Raw genomic sequence first — 17,673 nt, forward strand, 5'->3', positions numbered from 1 at the left:
GCCCCCTTATTTCACCGCGCCGAAGGTGAGCCCGCGCACGAGCTGTTTCTGGCTGAACCAACCGAGGACGAGAATGGGCGCGATCGCCAGCGTCGAGGCCGCGGACAGCTTTGCCCAGAAAAGCCCTTCCGGGCTCGAATAGGAGGCGATGAACGTGGTGAGCGGCGCGGCGCTCGAGGTCGACAGATTGAGCGTCCAGAACGCCTCGTTCCAGGCGAGGATCAGATTGAGCAGCAGCGTGGAGGCGAGCCCCGGGATCGCCATCGGCGTGAGCACATAGACGAGCTCGCGGCCGATCGTCGCGCCGTCCATGCGCGCGGCCTCCAGGATGTCGCGCGGGATCTCCTTGAAATAGGTGAACAGCATCCAGATCACGATCGGCAAATTGCCGAGACAGAGGATGAAGACGAGACCGATGCGGGAATCGAGCAGGCCGAAATTCTTGTAGATGAGGTAGATCGGAACCAGCACGCCGACCGGCGGCATCATCTTGGTCGAGAGCATCCAGAGCAGGGTGTCCTTGGTGCGCTTGGTCGGCGAGAACGCCATCGACCAGGCCGCGGGAATTGCGATCAGGAGCGCGATCAGTGTCGAGCCGCCGGCGATGATGATCGAGTTCATCGCGTGGTGGAAATAGTCGCTGCGCTCCTGCACCGTTGCATAGTTCTCCGTTGTCCAGTGGAAGAACAGGAAGGACGGCGGAATCGCGAAGGCCTCGAGCTCGGTCTTGAAGCTCGCCAGCACCATCCAGAGGATCGGGAAGAAGATCAGAAAGCCGAACAACCACGCCCCGATCGTCGAGACCACCACCCGCTGCGTCGTCGCCATCCGCGCCATGTCAGGCCTCCAAATTGCGGCCGACGATGCGGACCAGGAAGAAAGCGACGACGTTAGCGATCACGACCGCGACGAGCCCGCCCGCCGAGGCGCTGCCGACATCGAACTGGATCAGCGCCTGCGAGTAGATCAGGAAGGCGATGTTGGTGGTCTGCAGGCCCGGCCCGCCGCCGGTCGTGACGAAGATCTCGGCGAACACCGTGAGCAGGAAGATAGTCTCGATCAGGATCACGACGGTGATCGGCCGCGCGAGATGCGGCAAAGTAATGTAGATGAAGGTCGACACGGCGCTGGCGCCATCCATCTCCGCAGCTTCCTTCTGCTCCTCGTCTAGCGACTGCAATGCGGTCAGCAGGATCAGCGTGGCGAACGGCAGCCATTGCCAGGCGACGATCAGGATCACAGAGAGCAGCGGGACGTCGTTGAACCAGTCGATCGGCGTCAACCCGACCAGCGAGGCGAGCCAGGCGAACAAGCCCGAGACCGGGTGCATCAAGAGGTTCTTCCAGACCAGCGCGCTCACAGTCGGCATCACGAAGAACGGCGCGATCACCATCAGCCGCACGAAGTTGCGCCCCACCACGGGCTGGTCGAGCAGCAGCGCCAGGGGGATGCCGAGCACGATCGTCAGCGCCAGCACCGAGCCGACCAGCACCAGCGTGTTCTGGAGCGAAGCGAGGAAGGCGGGATCGGTGAGGAAGTAGCGGAAGTTTTCCAGCCCGACGAACGATTCCGAACCGGGATCGAGCAGGCTGTAATGCAGGGTCGAGAAGTAGATCGTCAGCGCGAGCGGAACGATCATCCAGATGAACAGCAGGCCGACGGCCGGGGTCAGGAGCGACCGCGCAAGGAATTGCGTCTGCCGGGTTGCCATCCCTGAGGTCTCCGCTGGCGGAAGAAGGCGGCCGTCCATCCGGGATGGGTGGATGGCCGCAAGTTTGAGCTCAGGAAGGAGAGCTCGGGTTCACTTGATGTAGCCGGCGCGCTTCATCTCGCGCTCGGTGGAGGATTGCGCGGCGGAGAGCGCCGCATCGACGGTGGTCGAGCCCGCGAGCGCCGCGGAGAACTGCTGGCCGACCTGCGTGCCGATGCCCTGGAACTCGGGGATCGCGGCGTATTGCACGCCGACATAAGGCACCGGCTTCACCGTCGGCTTGTTCGGATCGGCTGCGTCGATCGAGGCCAGCGTCAGCTTCGCGAATGGCGCGACCTTCAGATACTCATCGTTCTGGTAGAGCGAGGTGCGCGTGCCCGGCGGCACGTTGGCCCACCCCTCCTTCGATGCGACGAGCTTGGTGTAGTCCTTGCTGGTCGCCCAGGCGATGAACTTCTCGGCCGCGTCGGTCTTCTTCGAGCCGGCAGGGATGGCGAGGTTCCAGGCCCAAAGCCAGTTGGCGTTCTTGCCGAGCCCGGTGTTGGGCGCAAGCGCGAAGCCGACCTTGTCGGCAACCTTGGAATCCTTGGGGTTGGTCACGAACGACGCCGCAACCGTCGCGTCGATCCACATCGCGCATTTGCCGGCGTTGAACAGCGCGAGATTCTCGTTGAAGCCGTTCGAGCTCGCGCCGGGAGGGCCAGCCTCTTTCATCAGATTGACGTAGGTCGTGAGCGTCGTCTTCCATTCCGGCGTGTTGAACTGCGGTTCCCACTTCTCGTCGAACCAGCGCGCGCCGTAGGAATTGGCCATCGCCGACAGGAACGCCATGTTCTCGCCCCAGCCGGCTTTGCCGCGCAGGCAGATGCCGTAGGTGCCGGCGCTCTTGTCGGTGAGCTTCTTGGCGGCGTCGATGACGAAGTCCCAGGTCGGCTTTTCCGGCATCTTCAGGCCGGCCTTCTCGAACAGATCGGTGCGGTACATCACCATCGAGCTCTCGCCATAGAACGGCGCGGCGTAGAGCTTGCCGTCAACGGAGACGGCATCCTTGATCTTGGGCAGGAGGTCGGCGACGTCATAATCGGCGCCGAGATTGGCGAGCGGCACCAGCCAGCCCTTCTTGGCCCAGATCGGGACCTCATAGGTGCCGATGGTGAGCACGTCGAACTGGCCGCCCTTGGTGGCAATGTCGGTGGTGACGCGCTGGCGCAGCACGTTTTCCTCCAGCGTCACCCATTTCACTGAAATGTCCGGGTTCTTCTTGGTGAAGTCGCTGGTCAGCCCCTGCATTCGGATCATGTCGCCGTTGTTGACGGTGGCGATCGTCAGGGTGGTTTCGGCCATCGCAGGGACGGCCAACAGGACAGACGCGCCGCAGACGGCGCCGAGGAATTGTTTCACGGTGACCTCCCTAAGCTCGCGCTTTTGAGCAGATGCCCACGCGTTGAGCGTATGTTCGGCCGAAGGGCGACGGTTGTCAAGCAGGCGCGCCGGTGTTCGCGCAACTTATGAGTGCTGCGGCGCGGGAGGGATGTCAGTTGTTGGGAACGAACGCCGCGGCTTGCTCGACCTCCCCCGCAAACGGGAGAGGGAGCCGGGTCCCGCTGCCGCGCCAACCTATCGCTCCAAAATCGCCCTTGCGGTCGCCTCGTCCGTAATCAGGCCGTTGATCAGCCGTCCATTCAGCGCCGCGGCGATCGCCGGGACCTTGGCGGCACCGACGGCTGCGCCGATGGTCGTGGTCTTGGCCGGCACTTCCGGCGGGATGCTGGTGAGGCGCTTATTGGTGCCGGCCTTGAGCAGGCGGCCCTTGGCATCATAGGCCCAGCCGGTGATCTCGCCGATGGCACCCAATCGCATCATCTCGAACAATTCATCGCGTGTGACGAAGCCGTCGACGTGGACCTGCGCCTTCTGGTCCATCTGGCCGATGCCGACGAGGCGCAAGTCCGCCTTGGCCGCGACCGCCTTCACCTTCGCGATCGGCTCGATCCGCACCATCTTGTTGCGCTCGTCCTCGGACGACATCAGGAATGGCAGCGGCATCGGATAGTGCCGCGCGCCGGTGCGGTCGGCGAGCCGCCCGACGGTATCGTAGAAGCTCGCCGAGCCGTCGGCAGAGATGTTGCCGACCAGCGAGACAATCTGATGGTTGGGCCGGTCGATCGGCGTGACGCGCTCGACCGCTGCGCGCACCGCCCTTCCCGTGCCGAGCGCGACGATGACCGGAGTCTCGGAGCGCAGCGTCGAGTCCAGCAGATTGGCGCAGCGCTCGGCGATGCCGGCAGTGGCCTGCGGCGCCGCAGGATCGGCCGGCACAACTTCGCAATGGACGAGATCAAACCGCTCCTTCAGGCGCGCGGCCAATTCCATGCAGGCGGCGATGGGATGTTCGAGCCGGAAGGTGATGAGCCGCTCGGCGAGGCACAGCGAGACCAGCCGCTGCGCCGAGGCGCGCGAGACCTGGAGCATTTTTGCGATCTCGTCCTGGGTATGGCCGGCAATGAAATAGAGCCAGCCGGCCCGCGCGGCGTCATCCAGCCTCGACTTGTCGTTCTCGCCAGCCAAGGCGTCACGTCTCCTTCCAGAAATCGCTCATCTGCGCGAAGACCCGATCGGCTCCGGCGGCGGCCAATATAGCGCGGCCGTCCCGCCCCCGATAATGGCTGCCGCCGACAAATCCCAAGACCGTCATGCCGGCTGCTTTGCCCGCCTGCACGCCGCTGACACTGTCCTCGATCACCAGCGTGCGCGCAGGCGAGACGCGCATGTTCTCGGCTGCATGGAGAAAGAGATCAGGCGCCGGCTTGCCGTGCCTGACCATCTGCGCGGTGTAGATCCGGTCGCCGAAATGTGCCCGAAGACCGGTGACGTCGAGCGAGAGCGAGACGCGGTCAATGTCGCTGGACGAGGCCACACAGAACGGCACGGTCAGCCCCGAGATCACCGCCTCCACCCCGGGGATCGGCTCGAGCGAGGCGGCAAACGTCTCCAGCACGCGCGATTTCAATCGCGGCAGGAAGCCATCCGGCACGACCTCTCCGAGATCGCGGTAGTGCTGCTCGATCGCCCTGGTGCTGCGCCCGAGGAACAGCTCCAGTGCCTGCTCCTCGCTGAGCACCAGACCGAATTCCGCCAAGACCTCGGACAGACAGCGACAGCTCAAGAGTTCGCTGTCAACGAGCACGCCGTCGCAGTCGAAGATGATCAGATCAGGTTTTGACCGGCGCTGGTCCATCCGACCATTCGATCATATACTCAATAGGTGAGCAATAGCTCAGCCACGAACATGGCGCGGCGGCATTCCCAGCTCAATGCGCCACCTGGCGGTAGATTAGCGGCAGCGCCGCCGGCAATCGCTTGATGTTGCCGACGATGGCATAGCCGTTGCAGCCGAACAGCGTCGGAAAATAGGATTGCGCCGCCGCGTCGATGGTCACGCCGAACACCGCGATTCCGAGCCGGCGCGCTTCCTGCACGGACTTCCGGGTGTCTTCGAGCGCAAAGCGCCCCTCATAGTGGTCGACGTCGTTCGGCTTGCCGTCAGTGAGGACGAGCAGCAGCTTCTTGCGCTGCGGCTGGCGCGCAAGCTCGGCCGCGGCGTGGCGCACCGCCGCGCCGATCCGCGTGTAATAGCCGGGCTTGAGCGCCCCGATGCGGCGCTCGACCACGCCGCTCATCGGCTCACCGTACGCCTTAACCCTTTCGAGCCGCACCCAGGAACGCCGGCGCGAGGTGAAAGTGAGAATGCTGTAGTGATCGCCGCAGGCCGACAGCCCGTGGGCAAGCACGAGCAGCGCCTCCTTCTCGACGTCGAGCACGCGGTAGCCATCGACCCAGGCGTCCGTCGAGAGCGAGACGTCGACGAGCAGCGTGACGGCAAGATCGTGCCCTTGCGGGCGCATCGCCATGTGGACACGATCGAGACCGGCGCCATTGCCACCGGCCCGGAGATCGCACCGCGCGCGCACCAGCGCGTCGAGGTCGAGGTCATGTCCGTCGGCCTGGGCGCGCATCAATTCGTGGCGCGGCCGCAAGACCTCGAAGCGGCGGCGCACCTGGCGGATGTGCCGGCGCATGGCCTCGTCGGGTCTCCAACTTTCGCCGGTTTCAGAAGCGGCCGATGCGAGCACGCGGCAATGATCGGGCAGATAGGAGCCGCTGCGATAGTCCCATTCGGGATAGATCAGGTCCGCAGTCAGTCGCGAGGCATCGAGCGCTTCCGGCGGCAGATCGAGATCGAACTTGAATCGGCTCGCGGGCTTGCCGCTGCGGCGGCTGAGTGTGATCTCCTCGAGATCGTCGGCCGCTTTCTGCGCATCTTCGTCCTCACTGTCGTCCGAGGGACGATCGACATTGACCATCTCGGCCATCGCTAGGATTTTTTCGAAGCGATTGAGCACGAAGGGATCGCGGCGATTGGCGCGGTCCTCGCGTTCGCGGACGGCGAACCGCTTGCGATTGTCCTGGGCGGCCGGCGCCGCGGCGCTCACGCCCTCGTCCTCGCCCGCAGGAGCCGGCGACAGCGCACGCGCCCAGCAATCTCCCCAGAGCGGGCACGGCAGAACCGGACGATAGCCCGGCGGCGCCTTGTCCGGCAGTGGTCCCATCCCCATCATCGCCGGCCACAATTTCCCCGCGGGCGCAGGTCCCGCGCCGAGCAAAGCGAGAACGATCTGCTCGATCTCCTGTTCGATACGCGGCAGGGAGCGCCGCGGCCGGGCTTCGGCGGTCGCCGCTGCAAGCTGGGCGTAGTCGGCGACGAGTCCGGGAAACTGGGTGAGCACGAAGACCGCGGTTTCGGCGGCGCGGCGCAGCACGAGCAGATCGCGCCGGAGCGCATCGGTTTCGATGATCGCCTCGATCGGCGCGGCCGCGAACCAGGCCGCCAGCCAGCGATAGAGCGTTGCATTCAGCGCCTTGTCGGGAAAGATCGCGAGGCGGTCAGGAAGGAAGATGGTCGCGGCGTCGCGGCCCGGCTGCTCGATGCGCTCGTCGCCGAGACCGATGCGCTGCCGCCAGCCGAGCCGGTGCCCGGACTTGCGCGCGCCGGCGCTCGCGATCTGCACACCCGCCTCGCCGCCCAGTGCGCGGAACATCACCGCGAGCCTGCTTCTCATCTCGGCAAGCGAGACCGCATGATCGGCGTGAACCGGATAACTGGCAGTGCCGCCGACCATTTTGTGCCAGGCATGACCGACCGTCTCCTCCAGTTCCAGGAAAGCGAGCATGGTCGAACCTCAGCCGATCACGGCGCGTGCGACGTCGAGCAGCGCCGACTTGACGTCGGCATCATCGGTCAACGGCTCGATCATGCCGGCGAGCACCGCGTCTGGAATCGGCATGCCGGCCGCGATCAGGGTCGCGCAATAGACCACGAGCCGGGTCGAGACGCCCTCCTCCAGATCGTGGCCCTTCAGCGCGCGCAGGCGGCCGGCCAACACAACCAGCGGCCGCACATGCTCCGGCGACAATCCGCTCTCGGCCGCGATCACCGCGATCTCCTGCTCGGGCGGCAGAAAGCCGAATTCGATGGCGACGAAGCGCTGCCGCGTCGAGGGCTTCAGCGCCTTCAGCAGCGTCTGGTAACCAGGATTGTAGGAGACCACGAGCATGAAGCGGTTCGGCGCGGCAAGCTCCTCGCCCGTGCGTTCCAGAGGCAGGATGCGGCGATCGTCAGTCAGGGGGTGCAGCACGACGGTGACGTCCTTGCGCGCCTCCACGACCTCGTCGAGATAACAGATGCCGCCCTCGCGCACCGCCCGCGTCAACGGGCCGTCGCTCCACACGGTATCGCCGCCCCTGAGCAGATAGCGGCCGGTGAGATCGGCCGCGGTGAGATCGTCGTGGCAGGCGACGGTGTGCAGCGCCAATCCCAGCCGCGCCGCCATATGCGCGACGAAGCGCGTCTTGCCGCAGCCGGTCGGTCCCTTCAGCAAAACCGGCAGCTGGTGCCGCCAGGCGTGCTCGAATAGCGCGCATTCATTGCCGCTGGCCACATAGGCCGGCAGCGCTGGCGCGGTGACGGCGTGAAGGGCAGCTTTCATGGTCATTCTCCGCAATTCAGATTGAGACGGCGGCCGCGGCGAACCCGCGGCCGCCTTTACGCTCATTCGGCCGGCTGCAAGGCGCCGGGGATGACCGGCTGCCTGGCGCGACCGGGGACCAGCACGGCCCACACGAACATCAGCGCCGAGATCCCAACGAACACGCCGGATCCGAGCCGCACCCAGTAGAACAGGGCGAGCTGTTCCTGCACATCCATGTAGCTCTGGCCGAGCACACGCTGGAGATGGACCTGGATCACGCCGGCGAAGGTCAGCGCGAAGGTCATCACCATCATGGCTGTGCACATGATCCAGAAGCTCGCCATCGAGAGCCACTGGTTATAGGGCGCACGTGCCTTGATCTGCGGGATCGCGTAGGCCATCACCGAAAGGTTCAGCATCACATAGGCGCCGAAGAAGGCGAGATGGCCATGCGCGGCGGTGACTTGGGTGCCGTGAGTGTAATAGTTCACCGACGACAGCGTGTGCAGGAAGCCCCAGACGCCGGCGCCCAGGAACGCCATCACCGAGCAGCCGACCGACCACAACAGCGCAGCGCGGTTCGGATGCTTGCGGCCGGCCTTCCAGGTCATCTGCACCGTGAAGATCACCATGGTGAAGAAGGGAGCGACCTCGAGCGTGGAGAACAGCGAGCCGATCCACTGCCAGTAGCCGGGCGCGCCGATCCAGTAGAAGTGATGGCCGGTACCGAGGATGCCGGAGAACAGCGCAAGGCCGATGATGACATAGAGCCACTTCTCCACGACCTCGCGGTCGATGCCGTTTAGCTTGATCATCAGGTAGGCGAGCACGGAGGCCATGATCAGCTCCCAGACGCCCTCGACCCAGAGATGGACGACGTACCACCAGTACATCTTGTCGACGGCGAGATTCGCCGGGTTGTAGAAGGCGAACAGGAAGAAGATCGCAACGCCCCACAGCCCGAACAGCAGGATGTTGGTCACCGTGGTCTTGCGGCCCTTGAGCGCCGTCATGGTGACGTTGAACAGGAACATCAGGCAGACGACGACGATTCCGACCTTGATGATGAAGGGCTGCTCGAGGAATTCGCGGCCCTCGTGATAGTGGAAGAGATAGCCCACCACAGCCACGGCCGCGGCGCCAAAGAACATCCAGAACTGGATCTTTGCCAGCAGCGGGCTGTACAGCTCGGTCTCGGTTTCCTCGGGCAGCAAGAAGTAGGTCGCGCCCATGAAGCCGATCAGCGACCACACGATCAGCGCGTTGGTGTGGATCATCCGGACAATGTTGAACGGCAGGATGACCGACAGCGTGTTGGGCAGGACGTAGATGGTTCCGGCGAGCAGGCCGAACACGACCTGGGCCATGAACAAGGTCAGCGCGCCGTAGAAATACAGCATCGCGACTTTCTGGGTCTGATATTTCATCTCGGATTCTCTCTGTCTTGAAAGAGGCAGGGACCTGAAAGAGGCAAGCGCGCTAGCCCGCCTTGTTCGGCGGCCATTCCTGGCGCTTGATCTTGCTGCTCCATTGCAGGAAATCGGCGAGGTCGTTGAGCTCCTGGTCGGTGAGGTTGAACTGCGGCATCTGCCGCCGCCCCTCCGCGCCCGAGGGCTGCGACTGCATCCAGGCTTTCAGCGTCTCGCGCGCCGCGGCCGGATCCTCGTTGCCGCCCCAACGGTCCCAGACGTTGCCGACTTCAGGCGCGAAATAGGCACCCTCGCCGAGCAGCGTATGGCAGTTGATGCAGGAGTTCTTCTCCCAGACATGCTTGCCGCGCGCGACCGACGACGTCAGCGTCGTCGCATCCGTCGAGGTCGTGGCCATGTAGTAATGGCTGTGTGCCGTCAGCCCTAAGAAGATGGCGAAGAAAAAGGCCGAGCCGCCGTAGAAGACGTTTCGAGCCGCCGACTTGGTCAGGCGTTCAGCCATTGCCAATCCTTTCCGTGGTGAGTCCGGTCGTGAGGAAGCGGTGATGCTGTATTTTGCCTGATAGCGCGGATGGGTCTTTGTCGGGGCGCAATGAACGCTCGCGTTGGCAGCGTCAGGTCAGGATGATCACGGCGGAGGCGAGCCATGCGAACAGCAGCACGATGACGACCCAGGCGCTGACGAGGCCGCGCCACAGCGCGGGCACCGCCCTGAAGTCCATGAAGTCGAGCGCGATCCGGCGGCCCTTGATGCCGGCCAGCGCCAGTAGCACCGCGTTGCCGAGCAGCGGCCACGGCATCAACGGCGGAAGCAGGATGGTCGCGAGCGCGAGGCCGATCAGCGTGGTCCAGGTGATCTCGAGGCGATCCGGCATCGTCATCGCGCCAGATACAGTATCGGGAACATGACGATCCAGACCAGATCGACCATGTGCCAGAAGGCGGCGCCCGTCTCGACGCCCGCGGTCTCGGCGCGGCGGCAGACCACGGCTAGGATGATGATGCCGAGACCGACATGCAGCAGATGGAATCCGGTCAGCAGGAAGTAGAGCGTGAAGAACGGGCTGGTCTCCAAGCCGATGCCGCGCCCGATCTCCTCGGCATATTCGGCCAGCTTGATCGCGATGAAGAAGCCACCGAGCGCCATGGCGATCAGCAGGCAGCGGCGCGACGTCCACTTCTCACCGGCCCGCGCGGATTTCGTCGCCCGGGCGGCAGCCCAGCCGCTGGTCACCAGCACCAAGGTGTTTAGGCCGGCGAGATTCGAATCGAGCGCGGCCTGCCCGGCCGCGAACACCGCAGGATGGATCGCGCGGGCGACCACGAAGGCGCCGAGGAACAGGCCGAAAGCGACGAGCTCGCTGAAGATCAGCACCCAGATCATGGGATCGCCGGGGAGATCTTCCAAAATTCCCCAGCCGGTTCCCTGTTGTTCGCAATCGGCCGCAGACATCGTCTTTCCGGATCAGGACACCAGTGAGCCTTAACTCAGCCGTCTTGTTCGGAATTTGTCGCAGGACAAACTGGGGATCGGCGGCGGAGATGTTTGCGCCGGCGCAACGTCCGTTTCGCTCGATCGCGGTACGAACCGGCTCAGGCTTCCCAGGGAGCGGCGAGCGACGCCATGAGCGATGCACAGATCGGGCTGATGACCGCGACACCCATCATCATCGTCTTCGCCATCGCGCTCCGGCGTATGGGCGTATTGTCGACGGTCGCGACGGTTTCGGCGGTGAGTCTTTCCGTCGCGATCGCGACGGTGCTGTTCACGACACAATAATCCAGACGCTGCCGATCGGAGGTGCGATCAGTTCGCGCCGGCGGTCGGCCCGCCACCTCGATGCCGATCACGGGATCGCCGGTCTCCATGATCGAACGGACGATCTGATCGACGGATATACCGCAGATTTCGGTCAGGCGCTGGTTGATCAATAGGTAGCGGCAGTCCGGTGACAGACAGGCAAGCCCGATCGGGGCAGTGTCGTAGATCAGTTGCAACGCCGGAAACGTCGAGACCAGCATCACCTCCGAAGCCAGCGATGACCTTACTGTACGCGTCACTCAGCTTCCCCATGATCCCTTGCGCCAACCGCATGAAATTCGCGCGAAACTGTCTGCCGGTTGATCTAGATCAAGAAGACGCGCTGGCGCCTTCCGTTCCGAGGCTTTGGCGTGAATCGCGTCCTTCAAAACAGAACAAAGGCGCCGATCAACAAGCCTGCAGCAAAGGAGCAGAGCCCGAGAGTGCAGACGGAAACGATCCGCAAGAGGATGCGAAGCCGCCCCTCAAATTCATCATCCGTCATCTCGTCTATATGAGCCGCCACTGGTGCTGCCCTGCCCGTGCCCTCCTCGGCACCCCCGGATTTAGACCGCAATCATGGTCATCGCGAGGCATCGGTTCCGGTCGCGATGCCGATGCCGTGATCGAAATTGACGAAAATTGTGGTCGCCTGGCGGGGGCCGCGCCAGAGCGCCACCTCCGCGACGTGATCTTTGCGCCTACCGCCGCTGATTATATACGTCGATGCATACCGCGCCGAGCAACACCAGGCCCTTGATAACCTGCTGATAATCGATGCCGATGCCGAGGATGGACATGCCGTTGTTCATCACGCCCATGATCATTGCGCCGACCACGGCGCCGCCGACGCGCCCGACGCCGCCATAGGCCGAGGCGCCGCCGATGAAGCAGGCGGCGATGACATCGAGCTCGAAGCCCAAACCAGCCTTTGGCGTCGCCGTATTCAGCCGCGCGGCGAAGACGAGGCCGGCGAGCGCGGCCAGCACGCCCATATTGACGAAGGTGAGGAAGGTCAGCCGCTCGGTCTTGATGCCGGACAGGCTGGCCGCCTTGGCGTTGCCGCCGACGGCATAGATCTGCCGGCCGATCACGGTACGGCGGGTGACGAAGCCATAGAGCGCGATCAAGGCGCTCATGATCACCAGCACGTTGGGCAGGCCACGATAGGTCGCGATCAAATAAGTGAAGTAGAGCACGGCGCAGGACAGCACAATGCTCTTGCCGAGGAAGAACGCGTAGGGTTCGACCTCGATACCGTGCGACACTTCACGCGCCCGGCTCTTGGCGCTGGCGTAGACCAGCCCGAGCGCGAGCACAGCGCCGATCAGCATCGAGGTCGGATGCAGCGTGCCGGCTTCGGGCAGCAGCTCCGGAATGAAGCCCGACGACAGTTTCTGGAAGGTCGATGGGAACGGTCCGAGCGACTGGCCCTGCAGCACCGCGAGCGCCAGCCCCTTGAACACCAGCATGCCGGCCAGCGTGACGATGAAGGACGGGATCTTGAAATAGGCCACCCAATAGCCCTGCGCCGCACCAATGGCTGCACCGAGCGCGAGGCAAGCGACGAAGGCGAGGGTGTAGTCGACCTTGTAGGTCACCATGAGAAGCGCGGCCACGGCGCCGATGAAGCCCGCGACCGAACCGACCGAGAGGTCGATATGGCCGGTGACGATGACGAGCAGCATGCCCAGCGCCATGATGACGATGTAGCTGTTCTGCAGCACCAGGTTGGTGAGGTTGAGCGGCTGCAGCAGCGTGCCGCCGGTCACGACCTGGAAGAACAGCATGATCGCAACCAGCGACATCAACATGCCGTAGTTGCGCAAATTGTTCTTGATGAAGCTGCCGTGCTGGCGCTCCTCGGGCAGCGAAACCGTCTTGTCGGTCATGGCTGCGATCCTCCCATCTCCGCGGCCGCGGGCGCGGCGTTTCCAATGCTTCGTTCGTTGCGCATGATGGCGCGCATGATCTTTTTCCTGGGTCGCCTCTGAGCCATTGAACTCGCCGACGAAGGCGCCGTCGTTCATCACGCAGATGCGGTCGCAGATGCCGAGCAGCTCGGGCATCTCCGAGGAGATCACCACGACGCCCCGGCCGGCTTCCGCCAGCTCATTGATGATACAGTAAATCTCGTATTTGGCACCGACGTCGATGCCCCTCGTCGGCTCATCCAGGATCAAGACCTTGGGGTCGGTCATCAGCCATTTCGACAGCACCACCTTCTGCTGGTTCCCGCCGGAGAGCTGGCCGGTCTCCTGATAGACATCGGAGCAGCGGATGCGCATGCGGTTGCGGTAATCGCTGGCGACCTTCAGCTCGGCGATGTCGTCGATCACCCTCCCCGGCGCGACCTGGTCCAGGCTGGCGAGCGTGATGTTCTTGCGGACGTCGTCGGCGAGGATCAGGCCGAGCTGCTTGCGGTCCTCGGTGACATAGGCGAGGCCAGCATCGATCGCCGCGGCGACGCTCGGCAGCGCGATCTCGTGGCCTTCGAGGGCGATGCGGCCGCTGATATTGGTGCCCCAGGAGCGGCCGAACAGACTCATGGCGAACTCAGTGCGCCCCGCCCCCATCAGCCCGGCAATGCCGACGACCTCGCCGCGTTTGACGCCGAAATTGACGTTCTTGATCACCTGCCGCTCGGGATGGATGGGGTGATAGACCGACCAATTCTCGACGCTCAGCACCGGCTCGCCGATCTTCGCGCGACGCTCCGGGAAGCGATGCGCCATATCGCGATTAACCATGCTGCGGATGATGCGGTCTTCCTGGATCGGTTCGGCATGGCAGTCGATGCTGTCAACTGTGCGGCCGTCACGCAGCACAGTGATGTGGTCGGCAACCTTGGCGACCTCGTTGAGCTTGTGCGAGATCAGGATGGAGCCGATGCCCTGCTCGCGGAACGCCATCAGGCGCTCGAGCAGCGCGGCGCTGTCGGCCTCGTTGAGGCTCGCGGTCGGCTCGTCCAGGATCAGCATGCGGACCCGCTTGGAGAGCGCCTTGGCGATCTCCACGAGCTGCTGCTTGCCGACGCCGAGATCGGTGATCAGCGTATCCGGCGACTCGTTCAGGCCGACCTGCGCCAGCAACTCGCGCGTGCGCCGGTACACCTCGTCGCGGTCGATCACGCCGAACTTCGATGGCGGATGCGAGAGGAAAATGTTCTCGGCGATCGACATCAGCGGGATCAGCGCCAGCTCCTGATGGATGATGATGATGCCGAGCGCCTCGGAATCATTGATGTCGCGGAAACGCCGCTCCTCACCCTCGAAAACGATGGTGCCCTCGTAGCTGCCGGCGGGGTAGACGCCGCTCAGCACCTTCATCAGCGTGGATTTTCCGGCCCCGTTCTCACCGACGAGGGCGTGGATCTGGCCGGCCTCGACTGAAAAGTTGACGTCGCGCAGCGCCTGCACACCGGCAAAGCTCTTGCTGACGTTGCGCATCTCCAGCATGGCGGTCATCGTGTCATGTCCTTAAATCACCGTCGTTCCGGGGCGCCCAAAGGGCGAACCCGGAACCTCGAGATTCTCAGGTGCGCAATTGCGCACCATAGCTTGATGCTACGCATCGCCCCGGAATGACGGAGAAGCAACTTTTACTGGAACTGCGACTTCTTGTAGTAGCCGCTGTCGACCAGCACCTTCTCCCAATTGTCCTTGTACACCACGACCGGCTTGAGCAGATAGGACGGCACGGTCTTGACGCCGTTCTCATAGGTCTTGGTATCGTTGACCGTGACCTGCTTGCCGGCGAGTGCGGCGTCGACCATGTCGGCGGTCACCTTGGCGAGGTCGCGGGTGTCCTTGAAGATGGTCGAATACTGGTCGCCGCGCAGCATGGCCTTGATCGAGGGCACCTCGGCGTCCTGGCCGGAGATGATGGGCATCGGCTGGTCGGCGCTGCCGTAGCCGACGCCCTTCAGCGAGGAGATGATGCCGATCGAGAGACCGTCATAAGGAGACAGCACCGCGTTGATCTTCTTGTTGCCGTAGTAGGCGCTGAGAAGATTGTCCATGCGGGCCTGGGCAGTGGCGCCGTCCCAGCGTAGGGTCGCGACCTTGTCCATGCCCATCTGGCCGGACACGACGACGAGCTTGCCGCTGTCGATATAGGGCTTCAGCACGCTCATCGCGCCGTTGTAGAAGAAGTAGGCGTTGTTATCGTCGGGCGAGCCGCCGAACAGCTCGATGTTGAACGGACCCTTGCCGTCCTTCAGGCCAAGGCCCTGCACGATCGACTCCGCCTGGAGCACGCCGACCTGGAAATTGTCGAAGGTCGCGTAATAGTCGACGTTCGGCGTGCCGCGGATCAGGCGGTCATAGGCGATCACGGTGATGCCTTTTGCTTTCGCCTGTTTGAGCACGTCGGACAGCGTGGTGCCGTCGATCGCGGCGATCACAAGCGCCTTGGCGCCCTTGGTCACCATGTTCTCGACCTGCGAAAGCTGGTTCGGGATGTCGTCCTCGGCATATTGCAGGTCGGTGTTGTAGCCGCGCTCCTTCAGCACTTTGACCATGTTGTTGCCGTCGTCGATCCAGCGCGCCGACGACTTGGTCGGCATGGCGATACCGACAGTTGCTTTCTCCTGGGCGGACGCAGGCCCACCAGCGATCATCGCAGCGGCGCTCGCGAGAGCAAGCGCGAGGAAAGTCGTCTTCAATTTCAGCATATTTCACTCCCTTTGGGTGTCAGACTGTTTCTTCGTTTCGTCGAGAACTTGGGTGGATTGCCTCTGGTCTCCTATGCGAGCTTGACGTCGGGCTCCGCGCGACCGTGCGCGGATGCCTCCAAGAGAAAGGTGCAGCCGGCTTGCGGATCGGCAGCCCGCGCCGCCGCATCCATGTCCTGCCAGGCCGAGGTGACGAGAAGGCGCGAGAAATCTGGGCCGACGAAGGCCGGGCAGCTCGACTGCTTTGCCGGCACGCTGAGCGAGCGCAGGCGCTCGCCCTGCGGCGAGTAGACATCGATGCGGGCCGCGCCCCAGCAGGCGTTCCAGATGTTCCCCTCGGCATCGCACACCGAACCGTCGAGACCGCCGACGCCGGTGTGGCGCAGCAGCACCTCCGGCTCACCGCGCGGCAGGCCGGTGGTTGGATTGAGCGGCACAGCGTAGAGCACCGCGCGCGCGGTGTCCGCGAAATAGCCGGTGGCGCCATCCGGCGAGAAGCAGATGGAGTTCGGAATGCTGATGCCGGGAAACAGCGTCGAGATCTTGCCGCGGTGGAACGCGTAGATCGCGCCGGCCCCGGCTTCCGCCTTGCGGCCCATGGTGCCGATCCAGAACGTGCCGGACTGATGCACGCGACAGTCATTGGAGCGCGTCGCGGGATTATCGGCTTCAAGCGGACAGAGCAATGTCATCGCGCCGTCGGCGGGTGTGCGGATGTAGAGGCCATCCTCCGCGACGATCAGCTGACGCTCGGCATCAATGCGCCCGAGCGCGCTCGCCATCCGGCCGAGGGCGTGGACGCGGATGCGTCGGCTGGCGAGATGCGCCTCGAACAGACGTCCCTCGCGAATGTCGAACCACCAGGCGGTGTCGGTGGTGACGTCATAGGTCGGTCCCTCGCCGAGATGACACTGCTCGGCAGATAGAACCGAGGTTGGTACCTGCTCCGTCATGGCGACCTCGTCCCAAAGCGATAGACGGTGTGATGCCGATAGACTTGGCCGGGATCGAGGCGCGGGCTCGGAAAGTCCGGCCGGTTCGGCGAATTGGGCCACATATGCGGTTCGAGGCATATTGCATCCGACTGCCGAATGAGCTTGCCGCCCTTGCCTGAGATCGTGCCGTCGAGATAATTGCCGGAATAGACCTGAAGCCCCGGCTGATTGGTCAAGAGCTCCATGACACGGCCCGAGCGCGGTGCCTCCAGCCGCGCCGCGAGCGCCAGCTTGCCGTCGCGCCCAAGGCAGTAGGTGTGGTCGTAGCCCCTGCCGTTGCGCAATTGCTCGTGGCTCTCGCGGATGCGCGCACCGACGGTCTGCGCCTCGCGGAAGTCGAATGGCGTGCCTGCCACTGCGCGTGGGGGCTCGGGCAGCGGAATGGCGGTGGGATCGATGGCAAGGAAATGCTCGGCGACGACCGTCAGCTGGTGATCGAGAATGGGCGTACCGGATGTGGCTCCTTCCAGGTTGAAGAAGCTGTGGTTGGTGAGGTTGACGATCGTCGAACGGTCCGTCCGTGCTTCCATCATCAGAGACAGCGCGGCCGGACCGGTCACACGATAGGTCAGGCGGACCTCGAGCTTGCCGGGATAGTTTTCCTCACCGTGCGGGCTCGTGTAAGCGAGCGTCACTGCGGGCTCGGCGCCATCGTCAGTCGCGGCGATGTCCCACAGCTTGCGATCAAAACCGTCGAGGCCACCGTGCAGGGCATTCGGGCCGTTGTTGACGGGGAGCTGGACGGTCTCGCCATCGAGTGAAAACTGTCCCTTGGCGATGCGATTGGCGTAGCGGCCGACGGTGGCGCCGAAGAACTTCCGTTCGGCGAGATAGCCGGCGAAAGCATCATGGCCGAGCACGACGTCGTCGGTGCCGCCGTTGGCGTCCGGCGCGATCAGCGCCTGGATCACCGCGCCATAGGTGATGATGTGGGCCTCAAACCCGCCCTCGCCGCGCAGCACGATGCGCTCGACCTTGCGACCGTCAGGCAGCATTCCGAAGACGTCTTTTGTTGTTTTTGAGCCAGCCATG

General features: G+C 64.0%; 16 protein-coding genes and 1 pseudogene. All 17 read right to left on the reverse strand.

The window, feature by feature from the left end; genetic code table 11:
* Positions 1-6: 6 nt before the first annotated feature.
* Entirely contained in the window at positions 7-837 is an 831-nt protein-coding gene (locus ACVWY3_RS17035; protein ID WP_456839488.1) for a carbohydrate ABC transporter permease, read from the reverse strand.
* 1 nt (position 838) lies between these two features.
* Positions 839-1,711 carry a carbohydrate ABC transporter permease gene (locus ACVWY3_RS17040; protein ID WP_456839489.1) on the reverse strand — a complete coding sequence of 291 codons (873 nt, stop codon included), beginning with the start codon at positions 1,709-1,711 and terminating at the stop codon, positions 839-841.
* A gap of 90 nt (positions 1,712-1,801) precedes the next feature.
* Positions 1,802-3,112, reverse strand: a complete 1,311-nt coding sequence (locus ACVWY3_RS17045) for an ABC transporter substrate-binding protein (RefSeq protein WP_456839490.1) — start codon at positions 3,110-3,112, stop codon at positions 1,802-1,804.
* A 216-nt stretch (positions 3,113-3,328) separates the two neighbouring features.
* The gene (locus ACVWY3_RS17050) at positions 3,329-4,279 is read right to left on the reverse strand and encodes a sugar-binding transcriptional regulator (protein ID WP_456839491.1); all 951 of its coding nucleotides are present in this window, start codon (positions 4,277-4,279) and stop codon (positions 3,329-3,331) included.
* Positions 4,280-4,283: 4 nt separating this feature from the next.
* Positions 4,284-4,949: an HAD family hydrolase gene (locus ACVWY3_RS17055; RefSeq protein ID WP_456839492.1), complete on the reverse strand. Its 666-nt coding sequence runs from the start codon at positions 4,947-4,949 to the stop codon at positions 4,284-4,286.
* A gap of 73 nt (positions 4,950-5,022) precedes the next feature.
* Complete coding sequence (locus ACVWY3_RS17060) at positions 5,023-6,942, reverse strand: VWA domain-containing protein (RefSeq protein WP_456839493.1); 1,920 nt, start codon at positions 6,940-6,942, stop codon at positions 5,023-5,025.
* 9 nt (positions 6,943-6,951) lie between these two features.
* Complete coding sequence (locus ACVWY3_RS17065; RefSeq protein ID WP_456839494.1) at positions 6,952-7,758, reverse strand: AAA family ATPase; 807 nt, start codon at positions 7,756-7,758, stop codon at positions 6,952-6,954.
* Positions 7,759-7,820: 62 nt separating this feature from the next.
* Entirely contained in the window at positions 7,821-9,167 is a 1,347-nt protein-coding gene (locus ACVWY3_RS17070; RefSeq protein WP_456839495.1) for a cbb3-type cytochrome c oxidase subunit I, read from the reverse strand.
* 52 nt (positions 9,168-9,219) lie between these two features.
* A complete protein-coding gene (locus ACVWY3_RS17075; protein ID WP_456839496.1) occupies positions 9,220-9,672 on the reverse strand; it encodes a c-type cytochrome in 453 nt (150 codons plus the stop codon).
* A gap of 112 nt (positions 9,673-9,784) precedes the next feature.
* Positions 9,785-10,045 (reverse strand): cytochrome C oxidase subunit IV family protein, encoded by a 261-nt coding sequence (locus tag ACVWY3_RS17080; protein WP_456839497.1) that lies wholly within the window; start codon positions 10,043-10,045, stop codon positions 9,785-9,787.
* Between the two features lie 2 nt (positions 10,046-10,047).
* Positions 10,048-10,623 carry a cytochrome c oxidase subunit 3 family protein gene (locus ACVWY3_RS17085; RefSeq protein ID WP_456839498.1) on the reverse strand — a complete coding sequence of 192 codons (576 nt, stop codon included), beginning with the start codon at positions 10,621-10,623 and terminating at the stop codon, positions 10,048-10,050.
* Positions 10,624-10,763: 140 nt separating this feature from the next.
* The gene (locus ACVWY3_RS17090; protein WP_456843580.1) at positions 10,764-11,192 is read right to left on the reverse strand and encodes a hypothetical protein; all 429 of its coding nucleotides are present in this window, start codon (positions 11,190-11,192) and stop codon (positions 10,764-10,766) included.
* Positions 11,193-11,672: 480 nt separating this feature from the next.
* Positions 11,673-12,863, reverse strand: coding sequence for a multiple monosaccharide ABC transporter permease (gene mmsB / locus ACVWY3_RS17095; RefSeq protein WP_456839499.1), 1,191 nt, complete (start codon positions 12,861-12,863; stop codon positions 11,673-11,675).
* A pseudogene (mmsA, locus tag ACVWY3_RS17100) lies at positions 12,860-14,438 on the reverse strand (multiple monosaccharide ABC transporter ATP-binding protein). The gene mmsB and the pseudogene mmsA overlap by 4 nt, the downstream one beginning before the upstream one ends.
* A gap of 134 nt (positions 14,439-14,572) precedes the next feature.
* Positions 14,573-15,646 (reverse strand): multiple monosaccharide ABC transporter substrate-binding protein, encoded by a 1,074-nt coding sequence (gene chvE / locus ACVWY3_RS17105; protein ID WP_456839500.1) that lies wholly within the window; start codon positions 15,644-15,646, stop codon positions 14,573-14,575.
* Between the two features lie 71 nt (positions 15,647-15,717).
* The gene (locus ACVWY3_RS17110; RefSeq protein WP_456839501.1) at positions 15,718-16,599 is read right to left on the reverse strand and encodes an SMP-30/gluconolactonase/LRE family protein; all 882 of its coding nucleotides are present in this window, start codon (positions 16,597-16,599) and stop codon (positions 15,718-15,720) included.
* Complete coding sequence (locus tag ACVWY3_RS17115; RefSeq protein ID WP_456839502.1) at positions 16,596-17,672, reverse strand: aldose epimerase family protein; 1,077 nt, start codon at positions 17,670-17,672, stop codon at positions 16,596-16,598. Before ACVWY3_RS17115 ends, ACVWY3_RS17110 begins: the two co-directional genes overlap by 4 nt.
* Between the last annotated feature and the right edge of the window lies 1 nt (position 17,673).

It is taken from the genome of Bradyrhizobium sp. USDA 4486, assembly GCF_054057995.1.